The sequence below is a fragment of the Mesorhizobium huakuii genome, from assembly GCF_014189455.1.
Lineage (GTDB): Bacteria > Pseudomonadota > Alphaproteobacteria > Rhizobiales > Rhizobiaceae > Mesorhizobium > Mesorhizobium huakuii_A.
This window is the reverse complement of sequence record NZ_CP050296.1, coordinates 3,405,391-3,428,773: the sequence shown is the minus strand read 5'-3', so window position 1 is coordinate 3,428,773 and position 23,383 is coordinate 3,405,391. Positions and strand designations below refer to the sequence as shown.

General features: G+C 64.1%; 21 protein-coding genes and 2 pseudogenes. 13 read left to right on the top strand and 10 right to left on the bottom strand.

The window, feature by feature from the left end:
* From tsaE to HB778_RS17010, 10 genes and pseudogenes are all read left to right on the top strand, one after another.
* Nucleotides 1-1,513 (top strand): annotated as a pseudogene (gene tsaE / locus HB778_RS17055) (tRNA (adenosine(37)-N6)-threonylcarbamoyltransferase complex ATPase subunit type 1 TsaE).
* The gene (locus HB778_RS17050) at nt 1,510-2,238 is read left to right on the top strand and encodes a nucleotidyltransferase family protein (protein ID WP_183464862.1); all 729 of its coding nucleotides are present in this window, start codon (nt 1,510-1,512) and stop codon (nt 2,236-2,238) included. Before tsaE ends, HB778_RS17050 begins: the two are co-directional and overlap by 4 nt.
* Nucleotides 2,235-5,367, top strand: a pseudogene (gene addB / locus HB778_RS17045) (double-strand break repair protein AddB). Before HB778_RS17050 ends, addB begins: the two are co-directional and overlap by 4 nt.
* Nucleotides 5,364-8,876, top strand: a complete 3,513-nt coding sequence (gene addA / locus HB778_RS17040) for a double-strand break repair helicase AddA (RefSeq protein WP_183464861.1) — start codon at nt 5,364-5,366, stop codon at nt 8,874-8,876. Before addB ends, addA begins: the two are co-directional and overlap by 4 nt.
* Before the next feature lie 77 nt (nt 8,877-8,953).
* Nucleotides 8,954-9,277: a thioredoxin gene (gene trxA / locus HB778_RS17035; RefSeq protein ID WP_096452785.1), complete on the top strand. Its 324-nt coding sequence runs from the start codon at nt 8,954-8,956 to the stop codon at nt 9,275-9,277.
* Between the two features lie 190 nt (nt 9,278-9,467).
* Entirely contained in the window at nt 9,468-9,749 is a 282-nt protein-coding gene (locus HB778_RS17030; RefSeq protein WP_019862676.1) for a cupin domain-containing protein, read from the top strand.
* Nucleotides 9,750-9,866: 117 nt separating this feature from the next.
* Nucleotides 9,867-10,115: a type II toxin-antitoxin system VapB family antitoxin gene (locus HB778_RS17025; protein WP_095200746.1), complete on the top strand. Its 249-nt coding sequence runs from the start codon at nt 9,867-9,869 to the stop codon at nt 10,113-10,115.
* Nucleotides 10,112-10,525 (top strand): type II toxin-antitoxin system VapC family toxin, encoded by a 414-nt coding sequence (locus HB778_RS17020; protein ID WP_183464860.1) that lies wholly within the window; start codon nt 10,112-10,114, stop codon nt 10,523-10,525. Before HB778_RS17025 ends, HB778_RS17020 begins: the two co-directional genes overlap by 4 nt.
* A gap of 183 nt (nt 10,526-10,708) precedes the next feature.
* Entirely contained in the window at nt 10,709-11,059 is a 351-nt protein-coding gene (locus HB778_RS17015) for a transposase (RefSeq protein WP_183460044.1), read from the top strand.
* On the top strand, nt 11,008-11,856 hold the full coding sequence (locus HB778_RS17010; protein ID WP_183465006.1) for an IS3 family transposase: 849 nt from the start codon (nt 11,008-11,010) through the stop codon (nt 11,854-11,856). Before HB778_RS17015 ends, HB778_RS17010 begins: the two co-directional genes overlap by 52 nt.
* Nucleotides 11,857-11,918: 62 nt before the next feature.
* Here HB778_RS17010 and HB778_RS17005 read toward each other — a convergent pair whose 3' ends face one another.
* The 6 genes from HB778_RS17005 to HB778_RS16980 form a co-directional block, all read right to left on the bottom strand.
* Nucleotides 11,919-12,338, bottom strand: a complete 420-nt coding sequence (locus HB778_RS17005; RefSeq protein ID WP_183464859.1) for a VOC family protein — start codon at nt 12,336-12,338, stop codon at nt 11,919-11,921.
* A gap of 131 nt (nt 12,339-12,469) precedes the next feature.
* Entirely contained in the window at nt 12,470-13,795 is a 1,326-nt protein-coding gene (locus HB778_RS17000) for a bifunctional folylpolyglutamate synthase/dihydrofolate synthase (RefSeq protein ID WP_183464858.1), read from the bottom strand.
* A gap of 181 nt (nt 13,796-13,976) precedes the next feature.
* Nucleotides 13,977-14,903 carry an acetyl-CoA carboxylase, carboxyltransferase subunit beta gene (gene accD, locus HB778_RS16995; protein WP_183464857.1) on the bottom strand — a complete coding sequence of 309 codons (927 nt, stop codon included), beginning with the start codon at nt 14,901-14,903 and terminating at the stop codon, nt 13,977-13,979.
* 48 nt (nt 14,904-14,951) lie between these two features.
* Entirely contained in the window at nt 14,952-15,791 is an 840-nt protein-coding gene (gene trpA / locus HB778_RS16990; RefSeq protein ID WP_010912924.1) for a tryptophan synthase subunit alpha, read from the bottom strand.
* 62 nt (nt 15,792-15,853) lie between these two features.
* Entirely contained in the window at nt 15,854-17,104 is a 1,251-nt protein-coding gene (trpB, locus tag HB778_RS16985; protein WP_183464856.1) for a tryptophan synthase subunit beta, read from the bottom strand.
* Nucleotides 17,105-17,254: 150 nt separating this feature from the next.
* Nucleotides 17,255-17,914: a phosphoribosylanthranilate isomerase gene (locus HB778_RS16980; RefSeq protein WP_183464855.1), complete on the bottom strand. Its 660-nt coding sequence runs from the start codon at nt 17,912-17,914 to the stop codon at nt 17,255-17,257.
* A 126-nt stretch (nt 17,915-18,040) separates the two neighbouring features.
* On the opposite strand from HB778_RS16980, the gene HB778_RS16975 reads away from it, so the two are divergent.
* Nucleotides 18,041-18,259: a hypothetical protein gene (locus HB778_RS16975; protein ID WP_095200738.1), complete on the top strand. Its 219-nt coding sequence runs from the start codon at nt 18,041-18,043 to the stop codon at nt 18,257-18,259.
* Here the strand turns inward: HB778_RS16975 and HB778_RS16970 are convergent, their stop codons facing one another.
* The 4 genes from HB778_RS16970 to HB778_RS16955 form a co-directional block, all read right to left on the bottom strand.
* On the bottom strand, nt 18,260-19,018 hold the full coding sequence (locus tag HB778_RS16970; RefSeq protein ID WP_183464854.1) for a M48 family metallopeptidase: 759 nt from the start codon (nt 19,016-19,018) through the stop codon (nt 18,260-18,262).
* Nucleotides 19,019-19,118: 100 nt separating this feature from the next.
* Nucleotides 19,119-19,601 (bottom strand): DUF2852 domain-containing protein, encoded by a 483-nt coding sequence (locus HB778_RS16965; protein WP_027047647.1) that lies wholly within the window; start codon nt 19,599-19,601, stop codon nt 19,119-19,121.
* Between the two features lie 117 nt (nt 19,602-19,718).
* The gene (locus tag HB778_RS16960) at nt 19,719-20,861 is read right to left on the bottom strand and encodes a benzoate/H(+) symporter BenE family transporter (RefSeq protein ID WP_183464853.1); all 1,143 of its coding nucleotides are present in this window, start codon (nt 20,859-20,861) and stop codon (nt 19,719-19,721) included.
* Between the two features lie 2 nt (nt 20,862-20,863).
* Entirely contained in the window at nt 20,864-21,565 is a 702-nt protein-coding gene (locus tag HB778_RS16955; protein ID WP_244661940.1) for an alpha/beta hydrolase, read from the bottom strand.
* A 304-nt stretch (nt 21,566-21,869) separates the two neighbouring features.
* Between HB778_RS16955 and infC the strand changes: the two genes are divergently transcribed.
* Together infC and HB778_RS16945 are read left to right on the top strand one after the other, a co-directional pair.
* Entirely contained in the window at nt 21,870-22,406 is a 537-nt protein-coding gene (infC, locus tag HB778_RS16950) for a translation initiation factor IF-3 (RefSeq protein ID WP_010912915.1), read from the top strand.
* A 293-nt stretch (nt 22,407-22,699) separates the two neighbouring features.
* On the top strand, nt 22,700-23,326 hold the full coding sequence (locus HB778_RS16945) for a methyltransferase family protein (RefSeq protein ID WP_183464852.1): 627 nt from the start codon (nt 22,700-22,702) through the stop codon (nt 23,324-23,326).
* Nucleotides 23,327-23,383 lie beyond the last annotated feature (57 nt).

Sequence of the window (23,383 nt, the reverse complement as noted above, 5' to 3'; positions counted from 1 at the left end):
ATGACGGGACCCGTGCTGGAGCGTTTGCTCGCGGATGAGACACAGACCTCGCGGCTGGGCGAGGATCTGGCGCTGTCCCTGCGTGCCGGCGACGTGCTGGCGCTCAAGGGCGATCTCGGCGCCGGCAAATCGACATTGGCGCGGGCGCTGATCCGAGCGCTGGCGGACGATGCCGGCCTCGACGTGCCGAGCCCGACCTTCACCCTGGTGCAGAGCTACGACACGCGCATTCCGGTGCACCATTTCGACCTCTACCGCCTGGCCTCGGCAGCCGAGCTCGACGAACTCGGCTTCGACGAAGCGCTGACGCAAGGTGCCGCTCTGGTCGAATGGCCTGAGCGGGCCGAAAGCTATCTGCCGAAGACGACGCTTTCGATCGAACTCGTCCAGCATGGCGAGGGCCGGCTGGCCCGGCTGTCGGGACAAGGGCCAGCCTTCGACCGCGCGGCGCGGTCGCTGGCGATGCGCGGTTTCCTCGAGACTGCCGGCTGGGGCGAAGCGAGGCGGCGCCATTTCATCGGCGACGCCTCCGCCCGCTCCTATGAGATCGTGACGCTTGCCGGCCAGGAGCCGCGCGTGCTGATGAACTCGCCGCGGCTAGTGCTCGGCCAGCCCGTGCGCGGCGGCAAACCCTATGCGGTCATCGCCCACACTGCCCAGTCGGTCTCGGCTTTCATCGCGATCGACTGCGCCTTGAAGGCCGGCGGTGTCAGCGTTCCGGAAATCCATGCCGAGGACCAGGACCAAGGCTTCCTGCTCATCGAACATCTCGGCTCCGAAGGGTTTCTCGGCAAGGACGGCGAGCCGGTGGCCGAGCGCTATGCGGCGGCGGCCGAACTGCTAGCCATGATGCATGGTAAGACCTGGCGGCAGCACCTGGAAGCCGGCCCGGGCAGGTTCCACGACGTGCCGCCCTTCGACCGCGATGCGATGATGATCGAAGCCGATCTGCTGGTCGACTGGTATGTGCCGGCGATATCGGGCGGCCCGGCCAGCGACGATCTGCGCATTGGCTACGCCAGGGAATGGAACGCGCTTTTCGACCGGCTGCAAGGCAGCGAATACACGCTGATGCTACGCGACTTCCATTCGCCGAACATCATCTGGCGTGGCGAGCGCGCCGGCCATGACCGGCTGGGCATCGTCGACTTCCAGGACGCTCTGATCGGGCCCTCAGCCTATGACGTCGCTTCGCTCGCCATGGACGCCCGCGTCACCATAGCGCCTGAGATCGAAAAGCAGACGCTGGATGCCTATGTCGCGGCGCGTCATGCAGCCGGCGCTTTCGACGAAGCAAGCTTCGTGGAGGCCTATGCAATCATGGCCGCGCAGCGCAATTCCCAAGATCCTCGGCATTTTCGTGCGCCTCGAAAAACGCGACGGTAAACCTTATTATTTGAAGCACCTGCCGCGCATCCGCGACTATCTGCGTCGGGCGCTGTCCCACCCGGCGCTTGCCAGCCTGCGGGATTTCTACAATACGCACGGCTTGCTTGAGGAACGAACGCTGTGACAGCAAGACCGGACACCGCCATCGTGCTCGCCGCCGGGCTTGGCAAGCGCATGCGGCCGATCACCGATACGATCCCCAAGCCGCTGGTCAGGATCGCTGGCAAGACCTTGCTCGACTGGGGCCTCGACAGCCTCGCCGCCGCCGGCGTCGCCAAGGCCGTGGTCAACGTCCACTATCTTCCCCAACAGATCGTCGCCCATGTCGCGGCGCGCCATGTGCCCCGCATCATCATTTCCGATGAGAGCGACCGGCTGCTCGATTCCGCTGGCGGCATCGTCAAGGCGCTGCCGGAGCTGGGTCAAAAGCCCTTCTACATCCTCAACGCCGACACCTTCTGGATCGACCACGGCCCGCTCAATCTCGGGCGGCTCGCCCTTGCGTGGGACGCCGCGAAAATGGATATTCTGCTGATGCTGGCGGATCTCCATCAGGCGACAGGACACTGCGGGTCAACCGACTTCCTGGTTGCGCCGGATGGTGCCTTGCGGCGTTCAAAAGGCGATCCGGCGGGCCTGATCTATGCCGGTGCGGCGATCATCCATCCGCGCCTGTTCGCGGACGCATCGGCCGAACCGCATTCGCTCAACGCCTATTTCGATAAAGCCATCGCCGCCGGCCGGCTGTTCGGCATGCCGATGCACGGCCACTGGATCACCGTCGGCACGCCCGATGCCATCCCGCAGGCGGAAGCAGCGGTCGCCGGCGCGCTAGCCGAGATGCAATGAGCGGCTCCAGCCGCGTTTTCTCGATTCCCCCGGAGCGCCGTTTCTGCCGACGCTGGCCGAGGCGCTGCTTGCCGGTCGCCTGGTCCCGGGATTTCGTTTCGACGGCGATCCGCTCGCTCTCGCCGATGTCACCATCTATGTGCCGACGCGCCGCGCCGCGCGCGCCTTGCGCGGTGTCTTCGTCGACAGTTTGAAGGCACGCGGCGGCGGCGGTTCGGCGATCCTGCCGGTCATCCGTCCGCTCGGCGAGTTCGACGAGGATGAGGCCGCGTTCGACGCCGAGCCGGCGGCGGCGATCGATCTCGCGCCACCGATTTCCGCAACCGAACGCCTGCTGCTGCTGACGCCACTGGTACGCGCGTGGAAACGCCGGCTGCCGGAGCATGTGGCGAAGCTCTTCGCCGAGGAAATCGTCATCCCCGCCTCCACCGCCGACGCGATCTGGCTGGCGCGCGATCTCGCCGGGCTGATGGATGAGATCGAGACGGAAGGCACCGACTGGGCCAAGCTTGCCGATCTGGTGACCGGCAACCTTGCCGGCTGGTGGCAGGTGACGCTCGAATTCCTCGGCATCGTCACCGATGCCTGGCCGAAATTCCTCCGGGAGAGCGACCGCTCCAATCCGGCCGCGCATCGCAGCGCGCTGATCCGCTCCGAAGCGGCGCGGCTGCGGCGCAATCCGCCTGCCGGACCGGTCATCGCCGCCGGGTCCACCGGCTCCATCCCAGCCACGGCGGAGCTGCTTGCCGCGATCGCCCGCTTGCCCGGCGGCGCCATCGTGCTGCCCGGGCTCGACCGGACGCTGGACGAAGCCTCCTTCCAGGCACTGGTCGCCCCCGGCGCACGCCCGGCCGTGCTTGGCCACCCGCAATATGGCTTGGCCCGGCTGATCGGCAAGATCGGCGTGCTGCGCTCGGATGTCGAGGAGGTCGGCGCGGCCGAGCCGCGGCTGGCGCGACGCGCCGCCCTTGTCGGCGAGGCGCTGCGGCCGGCCGAGACCACCGAATTGTGGGCCGAGACGCGCAGCGGGTTTTCAGCGTCCGACATTGCCGGCGCCTTTGCCGAGGTGACGCTGCTTGAGGCGGCGAGCGAACGCGACGAAGCCGTCGCCATCGCCGTCGCGCTCAAGCAAGCGGTCGAACAGCCCGGCCAGAGGGCGGCTCTCGTCACGGGCGACCGCGCGCTGGCGCGGCGTGTCTCGGTCGAACTCAAGCGCTTTGGCGTCGTTGCCGACGATTCCGGCGGCACGCCGCTCGCCAACAGCCCGGCGGCCAGCCTGCTCCGGCTGGCGCTCGAAGCAGTGTTCCGGCCGGGCGATCCCGTCGGCCTTTTGTCGCTGCTCAAGCACCCGCTGCTCGGCCTCGGCCTCGAACGCGCCGCTGTGCGCCACGCTGCGGAGCTGGTCGAACTGGTGGCGCTGCGCGGCGGCACCGGCCGCCCCGACATCGTTTCGCTGCCGGACTTGTTCGAGGCCCGGCTCACCGGCCTCGGCGGCGACAGCCGGCCGCCCTTCTGGTTTTCCCGTCTCACCGTGCGCTCCATCGAAGATGCGCGGAATTTGCTCGAACGTCTCACCCAAGCGTTGGCGCCGCTTTCGGCGTTTCGCGTCCAGACGGATGCCGGCTTTGCCGCGCTGGTCAAAGCCAGCGTTGTGGCCTTGGAGAACCTCGGCCGTTCCGCCGATGGCGGCCTGGGCGACCTCTATGCCGGTGACGCCGGTGAAAAACTCGCCGAACTGCTGCGCGGGCTGGTCGCGGCATCGGCGCCGCTGTCTTTGCTGCCAGCGAATGGCCCGATGTGATGGACGCGCTGATCGCGCCCGAGACGGTCAAACCGGCGCAAGGTACGGACAGGAACATCGCCATCTGGGGCGCGCTGGAAGCGCGGTTGCAGGATGTCGACACGCTGGTCATCGGCGGGCTCAACGAAGGTGTCTGGCCGCGCAAGCCGGAGAGCGACCGCTTCATGTCGCGGCTGATGAAAACCGGCATCGATCTCGAGCCGCCGGAGCGGCGCATCGGCCTCGCCGCGCATGATTTCCAGATGGCGATGGGCGCGAGACATGTCGTGCTGGCCCGCTCGGCGCGTTCCGGCGACGCACCGGCCGTGCCGTCACGCTGGTTGCAGCGGCTGCTCACCTTCATCGGCAACGACCAGGCGGCAGCTTTGCGCCGGCGTGGCGACGAGCTGCTCGCATGGGCACGCACGCTCGATACCGCACCGAAGCAGGATTTCGCGCCGCGACCGCAACCGAAGCCGCCATTGGCGGTGCGCCCAACGCATTTCTCGGTCACCGAGATCGAAACTTTGCGCCGCGATCCCTACGCCGTCTATGCCAGACGGATCCTCGGCCTGATGCCGCTTGACCCGTTGATCCGCGATCCCGGTGCCGCCGAACGCGGCACGCTGTTCCACGCCATCCTGCACCTGTTCTCGTCGCGCGTTGCCGATCCGCGCGCGCCCGATGCACTGGCCGGCCTCATCGCCGCCGGCCGTGCCTGCTTTGCCGACGCCGCCCTTCCGGCCGATGTCGAAGCGGTGTGGTGGCCGCGCTTCGAAAAACTCGCCGCCAACATCGTCGAATGGGAGCGCACGCGCGCCGATGCGGTGGTCCGGCGCCATGCCGAGGAGCGTGCGGGAAAGACCGTTGTCGGCCAGTCCGGCGTGACGCTGTCCGGCTACGCCGACCGCGTCGATTTGCTGGCCGGCGGCATGGCCGACATACTGGACTACAAGACCGGCTCCTCGCCCTCGAAGGCACAGGCGCACACGCTGCTGGCGCCGCAGCTGGCGCTTGAAGGCGCGCTGCTGCGGCGCGGCGCCTTCAAGGATTTGGGCGCGCGCGAGCCATCGCAACTGGCCTTCATCAGGCTGAAGCCGAATGGCGAGGTGTTCGAGGAGTCCATTCTCGAGCACAACCGCCAGCCGCAAACCGCCGCCGATCTTGCCGAAGAGGCGTGGGCACGGCTGGAAAAGCTTTTGATCCACTATGCCGACCCGCAGACCGGCTATCTGTCGCGCGCGCTGCCGTTTCGTGAGGGCGAGACCGATGGCGACTACGACCACCTCGCCCGTGTCCTCGAATGGTCGGCCGGCGGCGACGCCGGCGACGAGGGAGGGGAGGCATGAAGAAGGCCTATCCCATCCCGAGCGACACCGCGACCAGCCAGGCCCGCGCCGCCGACCCCCAGAATTCCGCATGGGTGTCGGCCAATGCCGGCTCCGGCAAGACCCATGTGCTGGCGCAGCGCGTCATCCGGCTGCTGCTCAACGGCACCGACCCGTCGAAGATCCTGTGCCTGACCTATACGCGCGCCGCCGCCGCCAACATGTCGAACCGGGTTTTTTCCACGCTGTCGGACTGGACGGTGCTCGGCGACGCAGAGCTGGCCGCAAAGATCGCGGCGCTCGAAGGGCGCCGGCCCGACCGCGACACGATGCGCCGGGCACGGCGCCTGTTCGCCGAGGCGCTGGAAACGCCGGGCGGGCTGAAGATCCAGACCATTCATGCCTTCTGCGAATCGGTGCTCCACCAGTTTCCGCTGGAAGCCAACATTCCCGCCCATTTCGAGATGCTCGACGGCCAGATGGAGGCATCGCTTTTCGCTGCCGCGCGCCGCGAGATGATCTCCGGCACGACTGCCGGCAACCCGGATCTGGCCGACGCCTTCGCCACCGTACTGGAGCGCGGCGGCGAGGCCGGTCTCGATGCGTTGCTCGGCGAAATCGTGCGCAAGCGCGACGGGTTGCGTCATTTCCTCGACGCGGTCGGGCGCGACGGCTTCCAGCCTTTGTTCGACGAATTCCATTTCCGCCCTGGCCAGACCGCCGAAGGGATTGCAGCATCGGTCTGGCCGTTGCCAGGCTTTCTGCCCGACTATTTCGCCGGCTTCGCCCAGGCCGCCGAATCCACCGACGCCAGATCGGTGCTGAACAACATCCTGCCCTATGCGCGCCAGGCTTTCGCCGAGAGCGATCCTGTTCGCCGCCTGCAATTGCTCGCGAGAGCCTTCCTCAAGACCGACGGCGATCCCTACGATCCGACAAAGGCCTTCAAGAAAGCCCTGACCGACCGGCTGCCGGACCTCGCCGAGCGCTATGTCTCGGCGGCAAGCGCCATCATCGAAACCGTCGACCGGCTGGCGCTGTTCCGCATGCTGGAAGGCACACGTGCGGCACTGACCATCGCCGACTGGCTGATCGCCCGTTACGAAGTGCTGAAGCGCGGCCGCGGCTTTCTCGACTTCAACGATTTGATCACCCGCACGGTCAACCTTTTGGCGCGACCCGATGCTGGACCCTGGGTGCAATACAAACTCGACCAGGGCATCGACCACATCCTGCTCGACGAGGCGCAGGACACCAGCCCGGATCAATGGGAGGTGGTGAAGCGGCTGGCGGAAGAATTTTTCGCCGGCCTCGGCGCGCGCGACCGGGTCCACCGCACGGTGTTTGCCGTCGGTGACGAAAAGCAGTCGATCTATTCCTTCCAGGGCGCAGCGCCGGACTCTTTCGCCGACAGCCGGCTGCTGTTCGCCGGCCGGGTGCGCGATGCCGAAGCGTCCTTTGCCGACCTCAAGCTCACCTGGTCGTTCCGCTCGACCGACGATGTGCTCGCCGCCGTCGACCGTGTCTTTGCCGACCCCATCGTGCGGCGCGGCATCAGCCATGATCCCGATCCGCTGAACCACAAGGCGATCCGCACCGATGCGCCGGGCTATGTCGAGGTCTGGCCGTCGATCGGCGCCGATGTTGTCGACGAACCCGACGACTGGACGCAAGCCATCGACCACGCCCATGCGCCGGCGGTGCGCGTTGCCGAGAACGTCGCAGCGACCATTGCCGGCTGGATCGGCAAAAGCGAGATCATCGAGGGCCGTGGCCAGCGGCTGCGGCCGGGCGATGTGCTGGTGCTGGTGCGCAAGCGCGACAGTTTTGTCCATGCGCTGACCCGCGCCTTGAAACGTCGCGACATTCCGGTCGCCGGCGCCGACCGGCTGAGCCTGCCCGGCCACATCGCCGTCAAGGATTTGATCGGGCTCGGTCATCTGCTGATCCAGCCGCAGGACGATCTGTCGCTCGCCGCCGTGCTGCGCAGCCCGATCTTCGACCTGCCGGAGGAGGCGCTGTTCACGCTCGCCGCGCAGAGGCCGCCCGGCCTGTCGCTGGCCGCGTCGCTGCGCCAGCATGCCGAAGGAGACGAACGCTTGGCGAAGATCGTCGCGCAACTCGACATCTGGACCGACGAGGCCGCTTTCAAGCCGGTGTTCGAATTCTATGCCGGCCTGTTGGCGCGTGATGGCGTGCGCAGAAAAATGATCGCGCGGCTCGGGCCGGAGGCCGGCGATATTCTCGATGAGTTCCTGAGCTTCTGCCTTGCCGAGGAACGGACCGGCCTGCCCGGTCTGGAAGCCTTCCTGTCGACGCTGGAGAATGCCGGCCCCGAGATCAAGCGCGAGATGGACCAGACGCGTGACGAGGTCCGCGTCATGACCGTGCACGCCGCCAAGGGCCTGGAGGCGCCGGTCGTGTTCCTGGTTGATGGCGGCTCCGCCCCGTTCAGCGACCAGCATCTACCGCGGCTGATGCCGTTCGACGGCTCGGGCCGCCATTGGGACGGCAAGGGCTATCTCTGGCGTTCGGCCAGCGACGTCGCCAACGGCTTTTCGAAGGCGGCGGCGGCGCGAGCACGGGAACTTGCCGACGATGAATACCGAAGGCTGCTCTATGTCGGCATGACCCGCGCCGAGGACCGGCTGATCGTCTGCGGCTATCACGGCAAGCGGGCGCCGAACGCCGGCACCTGGCATTCGATCGTCAGCCGCGCGCTGATCGGCGCGCCGGAAAGCGAACAGCGTGCGCATCCCGTCGGCGGCGAGCCGGTGCACCGTTTCCATGTCACCAAACTGCCGCCCGTCGCGCCGAGCGCCGACGAGCAGGCGCGGCAGGCCGATGCTTTCGAGCCGTTGCCGGCGACCCTGTTCCGGCCCTTGCCGCCTTTCGAGGATCTGCCGCGTCCGCTGTCGCCATCCGGCGCCTCGGCGCTGATCGACGAAGGCAAGGAAGCGGTCGTCGACAAGGCTTCGCCAGTGCTGGACGCCGATGCCGAGCCCGGCTTTGCCGTCCTGCGCGGGCTCGCTTTGCACAAGCTGCTGCAGATGTTGCCCGGCATTGCCGAAGACGAACGCCAAGGCGCAGCCGAGCGCTATTTCGCGCGAACAGGTGTCGCGTGGCCGCCGTCAGAGCGGGACAAGGCCTTGGCATCGGTCATCGCCATCCTTGCCGACCCTCGCCTCGGCCAATTGTTCGCACCATCTTCTCGCGCCGAGGTGGCGATCATGGGCAGCCTGGAAGTCAGGGGCAAAAAGCGTTCCATTTCCGGCAAGATCGACCGGTTGGCGGTGACAGCGAACACGGTCTCGATCGTCGACTACAAGACCAACCGGCCGGCGCCCGCCTCTCTGGGCGAGGTCTCGCCGGCCTATCTGCTGCAGCTCGCGCTCTATCGCGCCCTGCTGCAGCCGCTTTATCCCGGGCGCGAGGTCAACGCGGCCCTGCTGTTTACCGAAGCGCCACGGCTGATCGAACTGCCGGCCCAGGCCATGGATGACGCCCTTGCCCGACTCACAGGAGCGTGACACAAGACCTGCTTGAAGAAGGGCACGACAACCACCACATTTGGTGCGACAAAGAACTCTCGAAAGGAATTTTCCGCATGGGTGCCACCGTCAAGGTCGACAAGAACAATTTCCAGGCCGACGTGCTCAACGCCAAAGAGCCGGTCGTGGTGGATTTCTGGGCTGAATGGTGCGGCCCGTGCAAGATGATCGGCCCGTCGCTGGAAGAGATCGCCAACGAGCTCGGCGGCAAGGTCAAGATCGCCAAGCTCAACATCGACGAGAACCCGGAGCTTGCCGCGCAGTTTGGCGTGCGTTCGATCCCGACGCTGATGATCTTCAAGGGCGGCGAAGTGGCCGACATGAAGGTCGGCGCCGCGCCGAAGACCGCGCTGTCGCACTGGATCAACGGCAGCCTTTGATCCATCTGTTTAGACGCAATTCCGGACAGAAAACCGCTTCACACTTTTCTTGGAATTGCTTTGAAATTTCTGATTGCAAAAGCCCGGTCGTCGCGCCGGGCTTTTTGTTGGCGCCATCGGCCAACCCGTTCTGGCCCTCACATCGGGGCACACCATGTCTTCTGTTGGCAGCAGAAACAGGGAGAGCGACATGACCGGATCCGCCAAGGCCACCGTCTTCATCGACAATGAGCGCGTCATCGTCACCGAGTACCGCTTCCAGCCGGGCGACAACACCGGCTGGCATCGCCACGGCCACGACTATGTCGTGGTGCCGCTGATGGACGGCAAGCTGAAGCTGGTGACCAAGGACGGCGAAACCTTTGCCGAGATGAAGAAAGGCGCGCCCTATTTCCGCAAGGAGGGCGTCGAACACGACGTCATCAGCGCCAATGACGGCGAATACGCGTTCATCGAGATCGAGCTGAAGTGATCCGCCGTTGAACGCTGATCGGGGTGCTGGAAACCCATCACGGTGATGGCACGCCATCATCTGCCATCTTGATGGCAGACACGCATCGGTCTATATCTCTCCAAAAGGGAGTTTGAGATGGCCGAACCACAGCTCTCAGTCCGCAGCGCTAAAGCACGTGACCTGGCTCATAGGCTTGCTCGTCGCGAGAACCGCTCGATAGCCGACGTGGTCGAACGCGCCCTTGAATCCTACGAGATCCGGGAAGCTGGCCGCGAACCCGCCTCAACCTTCTATGCCAGCCTGACCGCAAGCAGTGGCGTCGACATTGATCTGGAGAAAGTTATTCGCGGAGGTCGCGAGGTTCATTCAGGAATTGAGCTTTGATTTTCGTCGATACCAACGTGATTTCGGAGTCTCTGAAGAAGACGCCGGACCCAGCCGTGCTGGCGTGGCTTGTGCGCAATGACGCCGAACTGGCCCTTCCCACAGTGACGATTGCTGAAATCGCCTTCGGTATTCAAAAGATACGACCTGACGAGCGTGCGGATCGGCTGGGACAGGGACTTTCCCGATGGCGGCATCGATTTGCCGACCGGATTTTTGGACTGACGGAAGAGGCTGCCTTGGCTTACGGCGAGATCATGGGGGCCGCGACGCACCAAGGTCGCGGCATGTCAGCTCCCGATGGCATGATCGCGGCGATAGCGCGCGTGAATGGAGGCCGGCTGGCGACGCGCAATCTCAACGACTTCGCTCCGGCCAAGCTTGAGCTGATCTCGCCTTGGGATTTCTAGAGCATGTCTATAGCGTTTCACCGTTTCATGGAAACGGCGAACCGCTCTAACTCTTTGTTTTGACGCAATTCCCAAAGGGAAAGCGCTACGCGCTCTTCCCGGGAAATGGAATGCGCCCTTCGGAGCGGACAGCTTGACTAAGCAGAATTGACTTGGAAGCCGGGCTTTCGAAAGATGGAAGCCATGACTGCACATCGCGCGCACAGCATCGAGTTCAAACGTCAGGTAGTGCAAGAGTTCCTCTCCGGCGAGACGCTTCATGGTCTGGCCAGGCGGCACGAACTAGCGCGTAACCTGATCCGTATCTGGGTCCAGAAATACGAGGCCGGCGCCTTCGACGAGGATGTAGCGGCGGCCGAGACGATGCAGACCTATGAGGCTCGGATCGCCGCGCTGGAGCGGCTGGTAGGCCGGCAAGCCTTGGAAATCGAGTTTCTAAAGGGGGCTCTGAAAAGCGCACCACGTCCCAGAAGCGGGCCTACATCCGTGATCACCGGCCCCGCGGTGTCTCCATCGCTGAAGGATGCCGGCTGATGGGGATCGCGCGATCAACCTACTACGATCAGCCCGAAACCGCCGTGGATGACACAGCGCTCGTCGAGACGATGGGTGAGATCTCCGACAGCTTCGAAGCCTACGGCTATCGCCGCATGCAGGCGGCGCTGCGGCAGAGCGGCATTGTCGTGAACCACAAGAAGATCAGACGATTGATGCGCGAGCATGATCTGCAGCCCAGGATCAGGCGACGCTTCATCGCCACCACGGACAGCAATCATGAATTGCCGATCTTCCCGAACCTGGCGAAGGACGTGACACTCGATGGCCCGAACCGGCTTTGGGTAAGCGACATAACCTACGTGGCGATTGCGGCAGGCTTCGTCTACGTCGCGGTCATCTTGGATGCCTGGTCCCGCAAGGTCGTTGGTTACGCCATCGGCCGTTCGATCGACGCGCGCTTGACCGTTGCAGCATTGAAGGCGGCAATCGAACGGCGAAAGCCGCCGCCGGGCTGCGTCCATCACTCGGATCGAGGGGCGCAATATGCCGCGCTCCTCTATCGCAATCTTCTCGCCGAGCACGATCTTATTGGATCGATGGGTCGGCGCGGCAATCCCTACGATAATGCCAAAGCGGAAAGCTTCATGAAGACGATGAAGGTCGAAGCCATCTATCCGATGGCCTATGAAACCTTCACCGACGTCGCTGAGGACCTTCCCCGCTTCATTGATGAGGTCTACAACACCCGCCGATTGCATTCAGCGCTCGGCTATCTCAGCCCGCAACAGTTCGAAGACCAACACGCCCGGAAGATGGTCAAAACTGCCGCTTGATCCTGTCCGCTCCGAGGGGCGCACTCCAAAAACCGCTCACACTTTTCCTGGAATTGCTCTAGTCACCAGTCGGCGATCCGGTCACCGCCGATGAACTGCGCGCTTTTGTCGGTGTACTCGAACAGCTCGATCTTCACGCCGTTGGGATCGCGGATCCAGGCCTGAAAGGTGTCGTCGCACGCGTGCTTCTTGGCGGTCACGTCGATGCCCTTTGACTTGATATGAGCGATCGCGGCGTCGATGCCTTCGACTTCCAGGCAGAAATGGTTGATCTGGTTGAGCTCGCTGTAGGTGGTGGCATCCTTCTGGAACACCTCGACATGGCTGCGGCCGCCGCAATCGAGGTAGAAGCCAAAAATCCTGCCGTCGCGCAGAAAATTGAACCGCGTGTCCAGCCCGAGCACATCGCGGTAGAAGCTTCGCGTCGCTTCCAGATCATGCGCGAAAATGCAGACATGGGCGAGCTGCTTTACCTTGATCATCACAGGCTCCCTGCGTTGGTCGTCAAGCGTTTAGAGCGTTTCACCGTTTCATGGAAACGGCGAACCGCTCTAACTCTTTGTTTTGACGCAATTCCGGACGGAAAACCGCTCACACTTTTCCTGGAATTGCTCTAGGTCGGCGGCGTGCCGTTCTCGGCCAGCACCGCCCCGGCCAGATAGAGCGACCCGCCGATCAGGATGCGCGGCGCCGGGCCATCCCAGGTGTCTCGCAGTAGCATCAGTGCGTTGGCGACGGAACTCACCGGCTCGGCAGTCAGCCCGGCGTCCGTGGCGCGGATCGCCAGTTCGTCGTTCGGCACGCCGGCATCGCTCAGGCTCACCGGCACGGTGTAGACATGCCGGACGAGGCCCTTGAAGGCGCGGAAATAGCCGCTCTGATCCTTGGTGTTGATCATGCCCGAGATGAGGAAGAGCGGGCGCGGGTTCTTTTCCTCCTGCTCGGCCAGCGCTTCGGCGATGACCACGCCGGCGCCCGGATTGTGGCCGCCGTCGAGCCAGATGTCGGCGCCCTTCGGCGCCAGCTCCGCCAGCCGGCCCTGTGCCAGCTTCTGCATGCGGCCAGGCCAGGCGACACTAGTCATCGCCTTCTCGGCGGCGCGATGGCTGATCTCGAAGCCGGCCGCCTTGACCGCGGCGATCGCTGCCGCCGCATTGGCGAACTGATGGCGCCCAGGCAGGCGCGGCGGCGGCAGGTCCATCAGGCCGTCCTCGTCCTGGTAGACCATGCGGCCGTTTTCCTCGAAAGCGAGGAAATCCTGGCCGTAGACGAAGGTCGGGCATTCCAACCGCTCGGCGGTCTCGATCAGCACCTGCAGCGCCGTCTCGCTCTCCTGCGCGCCGATGACCACCGGGCAGCCGCGCTTCATGATGCCGGCTTTTTCGGCCGCGATCAGTTCGACGCGGTCGCCGAGATAGGCTTCGTGGTCCATCGATACCGGCATGATGACGGACACGGCGGGCCTGGCGACAACATTGGTGGCGTCGAAGCGGCCGCCGAGACCGACCTCGATGATGGCGGCTTCGGCCGGATGTTCGGAAAACAGGATGAAGGTGACGGCGGTGAGGATTTCGAAGAGGGTGATCTTCTGGCCGTCATTGGCCTTGGCGACACGGGCAATAGCCTCGGCGAAGGTCTCATCGTCGACCAGTTTGCCGCCGCCTTCGGCGGCCAGCCGGTAGCGCTCGGCCCAGTTCACCAGATGCGGCGAGGTGTGGACATGGACAAGGTGGCCAGCGGCTTCAAGCAGCGCGCGGGAAAAGGCGGCGCAGGAGCCCTTGCCGTTGGTGCCGGCAATATGAATGACCGGCGGCAGCAAGTCCTGCGGATTGCCCAGCCGCTCCAAGAGCCGCGTGATGCGGTCGAGCGAAAGGTCAAAACCTTTCGGATGAAGCGCCATGAGGGCTTCGATTTCGCGGTCGGCAGCGAGCGTTGTCATGACAGAATCCTGGCGCACGGCCCGGGGACCAGAATCAATTCCGGAATGGCCATGGCAATCAAAAGGCTACAGCGCGCCATGGACATGACGCAATCACTGTTCGCGGCGGTCAAAGTCGTGTTTTGTGCATGTCGTTTTCCCAAAACCGAGGTCACTTTTGGGCGACATGCACAGTGTCGCGTCAGGCCTGCGGCCTGGCTTCAGCAGGGATCACCGACGGCGGCAGGATTTCCGGCTCCAGCGGTTTTTCCGCCTCCGGCATCTTGAGCAGCATCTTCAGCAGGCGCGCGATCGTGGCCCGCATCTCCAGCCTGGACACCACCATGTCGACCATGCCGTGCTCCATCAGATATTCGGAGCGCTGGAAGCCATCTGGCAGTTTTTCACGGATGGTCTGCTCGATGACGCGCGGGCCGGCAAAGCCGATCAGCGCGCCAGGCTCCGCAATGTGCACGTCGCCCAGCATGGCGTAGGAAGCGGTGACGCCACCGGTGGTCGGATTGGTCAGCACGACGATATAGGGAAGACCGGCTTCCTTCAGCCGGTCGACGCCGACCGTGGTGCGCGGCAGCTGCATGAGGGACAAAATACCTTCCTGCATGCGGGCGCCGCCGGAGGCGGCGAACAGGATCAGCGGCCGCTTGCGCTGCAAGGCGACTTCGAAACCATGCACGATGGCGTCGCCCGCCGCCATGCCGAGCGAGCCGCCCATGAAGGCGAAGTCCTGCACTGTTACCACCACCGGCAGGCCCTCGACGGTGCCCAGTGCGTTGATGATCGCGTCTTCGAGGCCGGTCTTGGCCTTGGCATCCTTCAGCCGGTCGACATAGCGCTTCTCGTCACGGAATTTCAGCGGATCCTGCATGACCTTGGGATTGTCCAGGGTCTCGTACTTGCCGTCATCGAAAAAGAATTTCAGCCGCTCCTTGGCCGAGATCTTCATGTGGTGGCCGGACGACGGGATGACGAACTGGTTGGATTCCAAATCCTTGTGGAACACCATTTCGCCGGTCTCCGGATCCTTGATCCAGAGATTCTCGGGCATGTCGGTGCGCCGGCCGAGCATCGAATTGATCTTCGGGCGAACGTAATTGGTGATCCAGTTCATCGCTTCGGCTCCTGTCCTGACGAAGAGTTGGGTAAAGAGGTAGGAAAACTATTCGGCAGCAGCAAGGCGGGCCGAGCGCACGCCTTGCGCCAGGCCGCTGACAAGCGTGGCAACGGCCTCGGCCGGGTCGGCGGTCTTTTCGCCCTTCGGCCCCAGCACATTGGCGACCGCATTGACGATTGCCGTGCCGACGACGACGCCATCGGCATTGGCGCCGATGACACGCGCCTGCTCGGCGGTCTTGACGCCGAAACCGACGCAGACCGGCAGGTCGGTGTGGCCCTTGATACGGTTGACCGCCGCCGCCACCTTGCCGGTGTCGGCCAGCGCCGAGCCGGTGATGCCGGTCATCGACACGTAGTAGACGAAGCCCGACGTGTTCTGCAGCACTTTCGGCAGCCGCTTGTCGTCGGTGGTCGGCGTCGCCAGGCGGATGAAGTTGATGCCGGCTTTCAGAGCCGGAATGCAGAGTTCCTCGTCCATCTCCGGCGGCAGGTCGACGACGATCAGCCCATCGATGCCGCTGGCCAGAGCGTCTTTCAGGAAGCGGTCGACGCCGTAGATGTAGATCGGGTTGTAGTAGCCCATCAGCACGATCGGCGTTTCATTGTCACCGGCGCGGAACTCGGACGCCATCTTCAGCGTCTTGACCAGCGTCTGGCCGCCTTTCAGCGCCCGCAGGCCCGCCGCCTGGATCGCTGGGCCATCTGCCATCGGATCGGAAAACGGCATGCCGAGTTCGATGATGTCGGAGCCGGCGCCGGGAAGCGCCTTCATGATCGACAAAGACGTGTCGTAGTCGGGGTCGCCGCCCATGAAATAGGTGACGAGTGCCGGGCGGCCTTCGGTCTTCAGCTTCGCCATGCGGCGGTCGATGCGGGTCGTCATGTCTGGCCCTTTGGACAAATTTTGCTCATAATCAACTCCCAAGTCGAAACTGTCCAAAGGGCCTAGATCTCCATGCCCAGCATCGAGGCCACTGTGTGCACGTCCTTGTCGCCCCGGCCGGACAGGTTGACGATGACAATCTGGTCCTTGTCCATGGCGGGTACGATCTTCACCGCGTGCGCGATGGCGTGCGCCGATTCGAGCGCCGGAATGATGCCTTCGACGCGCGTCGTCAGCTTGAAGGCTTCCAGTGCCTCGTCGTCGAGGATCGGCACATATTCGACGCGGCCTGAGTCGCGCAGCCAGGAATGTTCCGGGCCGACGCCGGGATAGTCGAGGCCGGCCGAGATCGAATGGCCGTCCATGATCTGGCCGTCGGAGTTCTGCAGGAGATAGGTGCGGTTGCCGTGCAGCACGCCGGGCGAACCGGCATTCATCGAGGCGCAATGCTCGATGCCGTCGAGGCCACGCCCGCCGGCCTCGATGCCGATGATCTTGACCTCCTTGTCATCAAGGAAGGGATGGAACAGGCCGATGGCATTCGAGCCACCGCCGACAGCGGCGATGATGGTGTCGGGCAGCCGGCCTTCCTGTTCGAGGATCTGCGCGCGCGCCTCGGTGCCTATGACCGACTGGAAATCGCGCACCAGCTCCGGATAGGGGTGCGGGCCGGCGGCGGTGCCGATCAGGTAATAGGTGTCCTCGACATTGGTGACCCAGTCGCGCAACGCCTCGTTCATGGCGTCCTTCAGCGTGCCGTGGCCGGCAGTGACCGGCCGCACTTCGGCACCGAGCAGCTTCATGCGGAACACGTTGGGGCTTTGGCGGGCAACGTCGGTGGCGCCCATATAGACGACGCAGGGAAAGCCGAAGCGGGCAGCGACGGTGGCGGACGCCACACCATGCTGGCCGGCGCCGGTCTCGGCGATGATGCGCTTCTTGCCCATGCGCTTGGCCAGCAGGATCTGGCCGAGGCAGTTGTTGATCTTGTGCGAGCCGGTGTGGTTCAGATCCTCGCGCTTGAAATAGACCTTTGCGCCGCCCCCGAGGCCCTTCGCCGAGGAAACCTCACGAAGATGCTTGGTCAGGCCTTCGGCGAAATAGAGCTTGGACGGCCGCCCGGCATAGTGGGTCGAAAGATCGGTCAGCTCAGCCCGGAAATCCGGATCGTTCTTGACCTCGTTCCAGTGCCGCTCCAGGTCGAGGATCAGCGGCATCAGCGTTTCGGCTACGAAACGACCGCCGAAAATGCCGAACATGCCCTGTTCATCGGGTCCGGTGCGGAAGGAATTGGGCGTCGCCGGCTGGTCCATCGCCGATCTCCTAAATCTTATGTTTTGAGCATGTCCTTGTCGGAAAACCGTTCCCATTTTTCCGGGACATGCTGCCTATCTAGTTCTTGAGCATGTCCTTATCGGAAAACCGGATTCCACTTTTCCGGGACATGCTCTGGTTAAGCCCACTCAGGCGGCGCGGTCGTCACGTGCTGCCCGGACGGCCCGGAAAAACTGTTCGATCAGCGCCGGATCCTTGACGCCCGGCGCGCTTTCCACACCGGACGAAATGTCTATTCCGGGCGGGTTCGCAAGCCGAAGGGCATCGCCGATATTGGCGGCGTTGAGCCCACCGGAAAGCATGTAATCGACGCCGGCGTCAAGGCCGGCAAGGATGCGCCAGTCGAAGGCGACGCCATTGCCACCCGGTAGCTCGGAGCCTTTCGGCGGCTTGGCATCGAACAGGAACCGGTCGGCAATGCCGATGAATGGCTTGATCCGGTCGAGATCGGCAGCCTCGCTGAGCGGCAGCGCCTTCATCACCGGCAGCCCATAGCGGGCCTTCAGCTCGGCAACGCGCCCCGGTGTTTCCGAACCATGCAGTTGCAGCATATCGGGCCGCATGGCCGTGACGATCTCGTCCAGGAAGCTGTCACTCGCATCGACGGTAACGGCGACCGCCAAGGCCTTGCCGCGCGCGGCTTCGCGCAGACGACCAGCTTCCACTGGCTCGACATAGCGAGGGCTCTTCGCAAAGAAGATAAACCCGACATGGCTGGCGCCGCCGGTCAGCGCCGCGGCCATTGCCTGGTCGGTCTTCAAGCCGCAGATCTTGATGTCGAGCGCCATGGCGCGGGAATTGACATGAAATCGCGACAGAGTCGAGAAAAAGCATGCTGTTTGCCGGCAACGCCAAAGGCGCTACCTATTGATGGACGGGATTCGAATGACAGCATGCCGGGCGGGAGAACGATCATGGCCGACAGAACGGTTGCGGAACTCAAGCAGAAGGTCGCGCAGGCGCGCGAGGTCATCGCGCATCTGATGGACAAGGCCGCCTTCAACGGCGCCGAAGCACACCGGGCGCTGGATTATTTCGGCGGCGATGACTTCGACCGGAATTTCTTGCCCTGGCCGCATCATGGCGATGAAGGCTTGCGGCCGGAAGAGCTCAATGCGGCGAATGACGACTGACTACTCAAACACGATCGCCTGCAGCGCGCCGCCATTGCGCTTCAGCCAATCCTTGCAGCGGTCGGTGTCGGGGCAGAGTTTTTCGCACAGTTTCCAGAATTTCGGGCCGTGGTTCATCTCCTTGAGATGCGCCACTTCATGCGCGACGAGGTAGTTGATGACCGGCTGTGGCGCCATCATGATGCGCCAGGAAAAGGACAGATTGCCCTCGGAGGTGCACGAGCCCCAGCGGCTGGACGTGTCCTTGTAGCGGATCGCCTTGGCACGCTTGCCGAGCGCCTCGGTGTGTTTGATCACCAGCTTCTCGATCTCCTTCTTGGCCTCGCGCTTCAAGAAGTCGGCGATGCGGCGCGGCAGGTGTATCCGGTCGCCATGGACGATCAGCAGTGGCCCACGCTCGTCGCGCGACACGGTGACGGTGCCGCGCTTTGACGGCTCATGGACGATGCGGTGCGGCACGCCGCGGATCGGGATCTTGATGCCCGGCCGCACCTGCGGGCGCGTCGGCACCTTGGCCAGGCGCTGCTCCAGCCAGTCCTGATGGCGGTCGAGGAACCTGTCCACCTCGCCGCGGCGCAGGCCGGGTGGCACGGTGATGCGCAGGCCCTGGCCGCCGGAATCGATGCGCAGCGTCAGGCGCCGTGCCCTGGCGCTCTCGACGATCTTGAGCGGCAGGGTGCGGCCGGCGACGCAATATTCGCGCTCCACGACGGGCGTGGCCTTGGGCTTCGTCAGATTGCGAAAGAATCCGATGGTCATGGCGGGACGATACGCGATTCGAGAAAAACGACTAGAACAAAAAGAAACGGCGCCGCTCAAGCGACGCCGTTTTTTTCACGATCGGGCCTGTCGCTCGGCCTCAGTCGTCAAGCAGATTCGAGCCCTTGCCACGCTTGGTGGGGGTCGTGCCGGTGCTCGGATCGGTCTTCGCCGGCGCGGTCGACTTGTTGCGCTTCGCCATGAAGCGGTCGAACTCGTCCTGGTCCTTGGCGCGACGCAGTTCGCGGGCATAGTCGTCGAACTCGGTCAGCATGTCGTCGAGCTTGCGACGTTCCTCGGCGAGGCGCTCAAGCTCCTTTTCGCGCCAGTCGTCGAAAGCGACGTTGCCGGTGCGGGCGGAGCCATTGCCCCAGCGCGCAGCCTTGTCTGAACCGCGGCGGCAGCCGGCGAAGATGCCGTCGGTCGCGCGGTTGACGTCACGCTTGAAGCCGTCGAGCCGGTCGCCCCAGATGATGTAGGCAAGCATGGCGAAGCCGAGCGGCCAGAACACCATGAAGCCGATCACCATCAACGCGATGGTTGCCGGCGTCCAGGCCGGGCGGATCAATGCAGATGTGTTCATTTTCTCCCATTCCTTCGGTTGGAGACAGCCAAGACTGGCTGCGTGGAATCGAAATGGGAAGGCAAAAACGGCGATTCAAGACAAGGTCCGCCAAAACCGGACAAGGGTCTGAAATGATTATCGCTTTTTGAGCCTGTCGAGGAAAAGCATGACCAACCCGGCAATCAGCCCCCAGAATGCGGCACCGACGCCGAACAGGGTCAGCCCCGAAGCGGTGACGACGAAGGTGACGGTGGCGGCCATGCGGTCGGCCTCGTCCTTCAGCGCGATCGCCAGCGCATTGGCGAGCGACGCCATCAGCGCAAGCCCTGCCACCAGCACGATCAGGCTCTGCGGCAGGACGGCGAAGATCGCCACCAGCGAGGCGCCGAAAATCGCGAAGATGAGATAGGCGAGCGCATAGAACGGCCCGGTCTTCCAGCGCTCGGCGGGGTCGGGATGGACGTCCGGCCCGGTGCAGATCGCCGCCGAAATCGCCGCCAGGTTGGTGGTCGAGCCGCCGAACGGCGCCGACAGCAGGGAAAACAGGCCGGTGACGCCGATCAGCGGGCCGGGCTCCGGGTGGTAGCCGGCGGCGCGCAGCACCGCGAGGCCCGACAGGTTCTGCGAGGCCATGGTGACGAGATAGAGCGGCAGCGCGAGGCCGATCAATGCCTTGGCGGTGAAATCAGGCGCGATCAGCGTCAGCGTCGACAATTCCGGCGTCGGCAGGCCACCGACACGGCCGGTGAGAAACGCGGCCAGACCGCCGCCGATCAGCACCGACAGCACCGACAGCGCCGGGTGGAACAGGCGGATCAAGAAGAAGGCCGCGATCAGAGGCAGGATCAGCCAGGGATCGACGGGAATGGTCTTGACCGCATTGAGGGCGAAGGTGACGACAATGCCGGCCAGCATGCCTGAGGCGACCGAGGGCGGTATCCTGGAGATCAATTGCGTCAACGGCCGGAATAGGCCGGTGGCGATCAACAGGATGGCGGTGACGATGAAGGCGGCGACGGCCTCGCCGATCGAAAAGCCGGTCGAGGCTGCCATCAGCGCCAGACCCGGCGTCGACCAGGCGGTGATGACAGGCATTTTCGTGCGCCAGGACAGCCACAGGCTCTCGATCGCCATGGCCAGGCAAATGGTCGTCACCCAACTCGCCGTCTGAATTTGCGTCGCGCCGACCGCGTGGGCGGCGGCAATGACGATGGCCAGCGTACCGCCGAAGCCGACGATGGCCGCGACGAAGGCCGAGATCGGAATGGAAAGGCGCATCGTCACCTGCCCCGCCCGGCCATGTCGCCGACCGCCCGCACCAGCATGTCGAGATCCTGCGGCCGCGACAGGCGGTGATCGCCGTCGGGAATGAGCGACAGCGTGACATCGTCGGCCGGCAGCAGGCTGACCAGTTTCAGAGCGTGGCTCGACGGCACGTCCGGATCGGCCAGGCCCTGCACGATGTGGACCGGGCAATGGGTGTCGATCGGCCCGGTCATCACCCGGTTGGCTCGCCCGTCCTCGATCAGCGCGCGCGTGTAGATGTAAGGTTCCGCGGAATAGTCCGACGGCTCGGCGAAGAACCCCTTTTCGGCGAGGGCGCGCTTCTGCGCGGCGGTCAGCGCCGGTTCGACCAGCTCAGAGGTAAAATCCGGCGCCGGCGCCAGCAGCACCAGGCCGACGACATTGGTGTCGCCCGCCTTGCGCAATTCCTGCACCATGCGCAGCGCGATCCAGGCGCCCATTGAGGAGCCGACCAGGATCTGATGGCCCTTGGCAAACTTCCGGAACACGGCAAGGCTTTGCGAAAGCCATGTCGAAATCGTGCCGTCGGCAAAGGCGCCGCCGGATTCGCCATGGCCGGAATAGTCATGGCGCAGGAAGGCGCGGCCCTCTTTTGCCGCCCAGTCCGACAGCGTCTGCGCTTTCGTGCCCAGCATGTCCGACTTGTAGCCGCCGAGCCAGACAATGCCCGGCGTCAAACCGGCGCTATGGCGCAGCGCGATGCGCGATCCATCGACATTGAGAAAGGTTGGGGGAGAAAGGTCGGGGGCGTGGCGGTCATGGCTTTTTCCTCGGGCCCCTCTTCTGGCACGGCGTTCTTGTGGCACAGCCAGAGGCGTGGCGAAAAGTGCTCGCGCTGCTTCTTTGTTTGGTGCAGGCGGTGATCAGGGTGATTTTCTATCAATGCTGTGCTATTGACTCCGCCCGCGCGCTCACCACATTGGCGCGTCCACGCATCAAGACTGACAAATCCTGAACGAAACGGCCAAGGAGACCACGACCATTCGCAGACCTTTCAAAGCAGCGGCGCCGACCAAGGATGGGCCGCGCTCCAACCGTGACATCCGGGTTCCCCGGGTCCAGCTTATCGACGCCGAAGGCCAGAACCGCGGCGATGTTTCCATCAACGACGCATTGCTGCTCGCCGAAGAGGCGGGGCTCGATCTCGTTGAGATATCGCCCAATGCGGTGCCCCCCGTCGTAAAGATCCTCGATCTCGGCAAGTTGAAATACGCCAACCAGAAGAAGGCGGCCGAGGCGCGCAAGAATCAGAAGGTCATCGAGATCAAGGAGATCAAGATGCGCCCGAACATCGACAGCCATGACTACGAGACCAAGATGAAGGCCGTCAGGCGCTTCTTCGAGGAAGGCGACAAGGTCAAGCTGACGCTGCGCTTCCGTGGCCGCGAGATGGCGCATATGGAACTCGGCATGCAGCTTCTGAACAAGGTGCGCGAAGAAGTGGCGACCATCGCCAAAGTCGAAGCGGAGCCGAAGCTCGAAGGCCGCCAGATGATGATGGTGCTGGCGCCGCGCTAAGCAGACTCCGCTCGCTTCGCCGGGCGTCGTCTGCTCAGCTTCCCGATTGTCGCAGGTTCCCACGGCAGAACCGTGGGACACTTTTTCAGAGCCTGGATCACGTTAAGGTTAGGCGCCGCCGTCGCGCTCCAATTTCGCCTGAATTGTGCTACAGGGCGTCCCGACGATCGGCGGGACGCCTGTTTCTCGGCCACAGCTGCGATCGCCGGCTTTGTTTTTATGCACGTCGTCTTCCCAAAACCGGGGCCACTTTTGGGCGACATGCAATAGGCTCCTCGACGATCGGATTCCCCTTGGACAAAGAACTCAAATACGGGCTGGGCAATTACCAGCAGATGCGTCGGCTGGTGCTTGCCGTGCTCGTGGTGCTGCTGTTTCTGGCGCTGCTGTTCGGCCAATCGACCTTCCCACCCGAAACGCCGGTGCATGAGACGATCGAGATGTTCGGCGTGCTGCTGATCTTCCTCGGCATCGTCGGGCGGCTTTGGGCGACGCTCTATATAGGCGGGCGCAAATCCTCCGAGGTGGTGACGGGCGGACCCTATTCGATCACCCGCAACCCGCTCTATGTGTTCTCGACGGTGGCCGCGGCCGGCGTCGGCGCGCAGATCGGCTCGTTCTCGGGCATCATCCTGTTCGCGCTGCTGTGCGCGGGGGCCTTCCATATTGTCATCCTGCGCGAAGAGAAATTTCTCAAGGAAGCGCTCGGCGCGCCCTATCAGGCCTATTTGGACAAGGTGCCGCGCTTCTTCCCGAAGCTTTCCCTCTACCAGGAGGGCGATACAGGCAGCTTCAAGCCGCGCCTGTTATTGACCACGCTGCTCGACGGGCTGGTGTTCCTGGTCGCGCTGCCGGCCTTCGAACTCATCGACGGTGCGCAGCAGTCGGGCATGCTGCCGGTCTGGTTCACGCTGCCTTAGACGTTGATAGGCAGAACAACCGCAACCCACAGCTTCGACGGCTTAACGGTCTGGCCA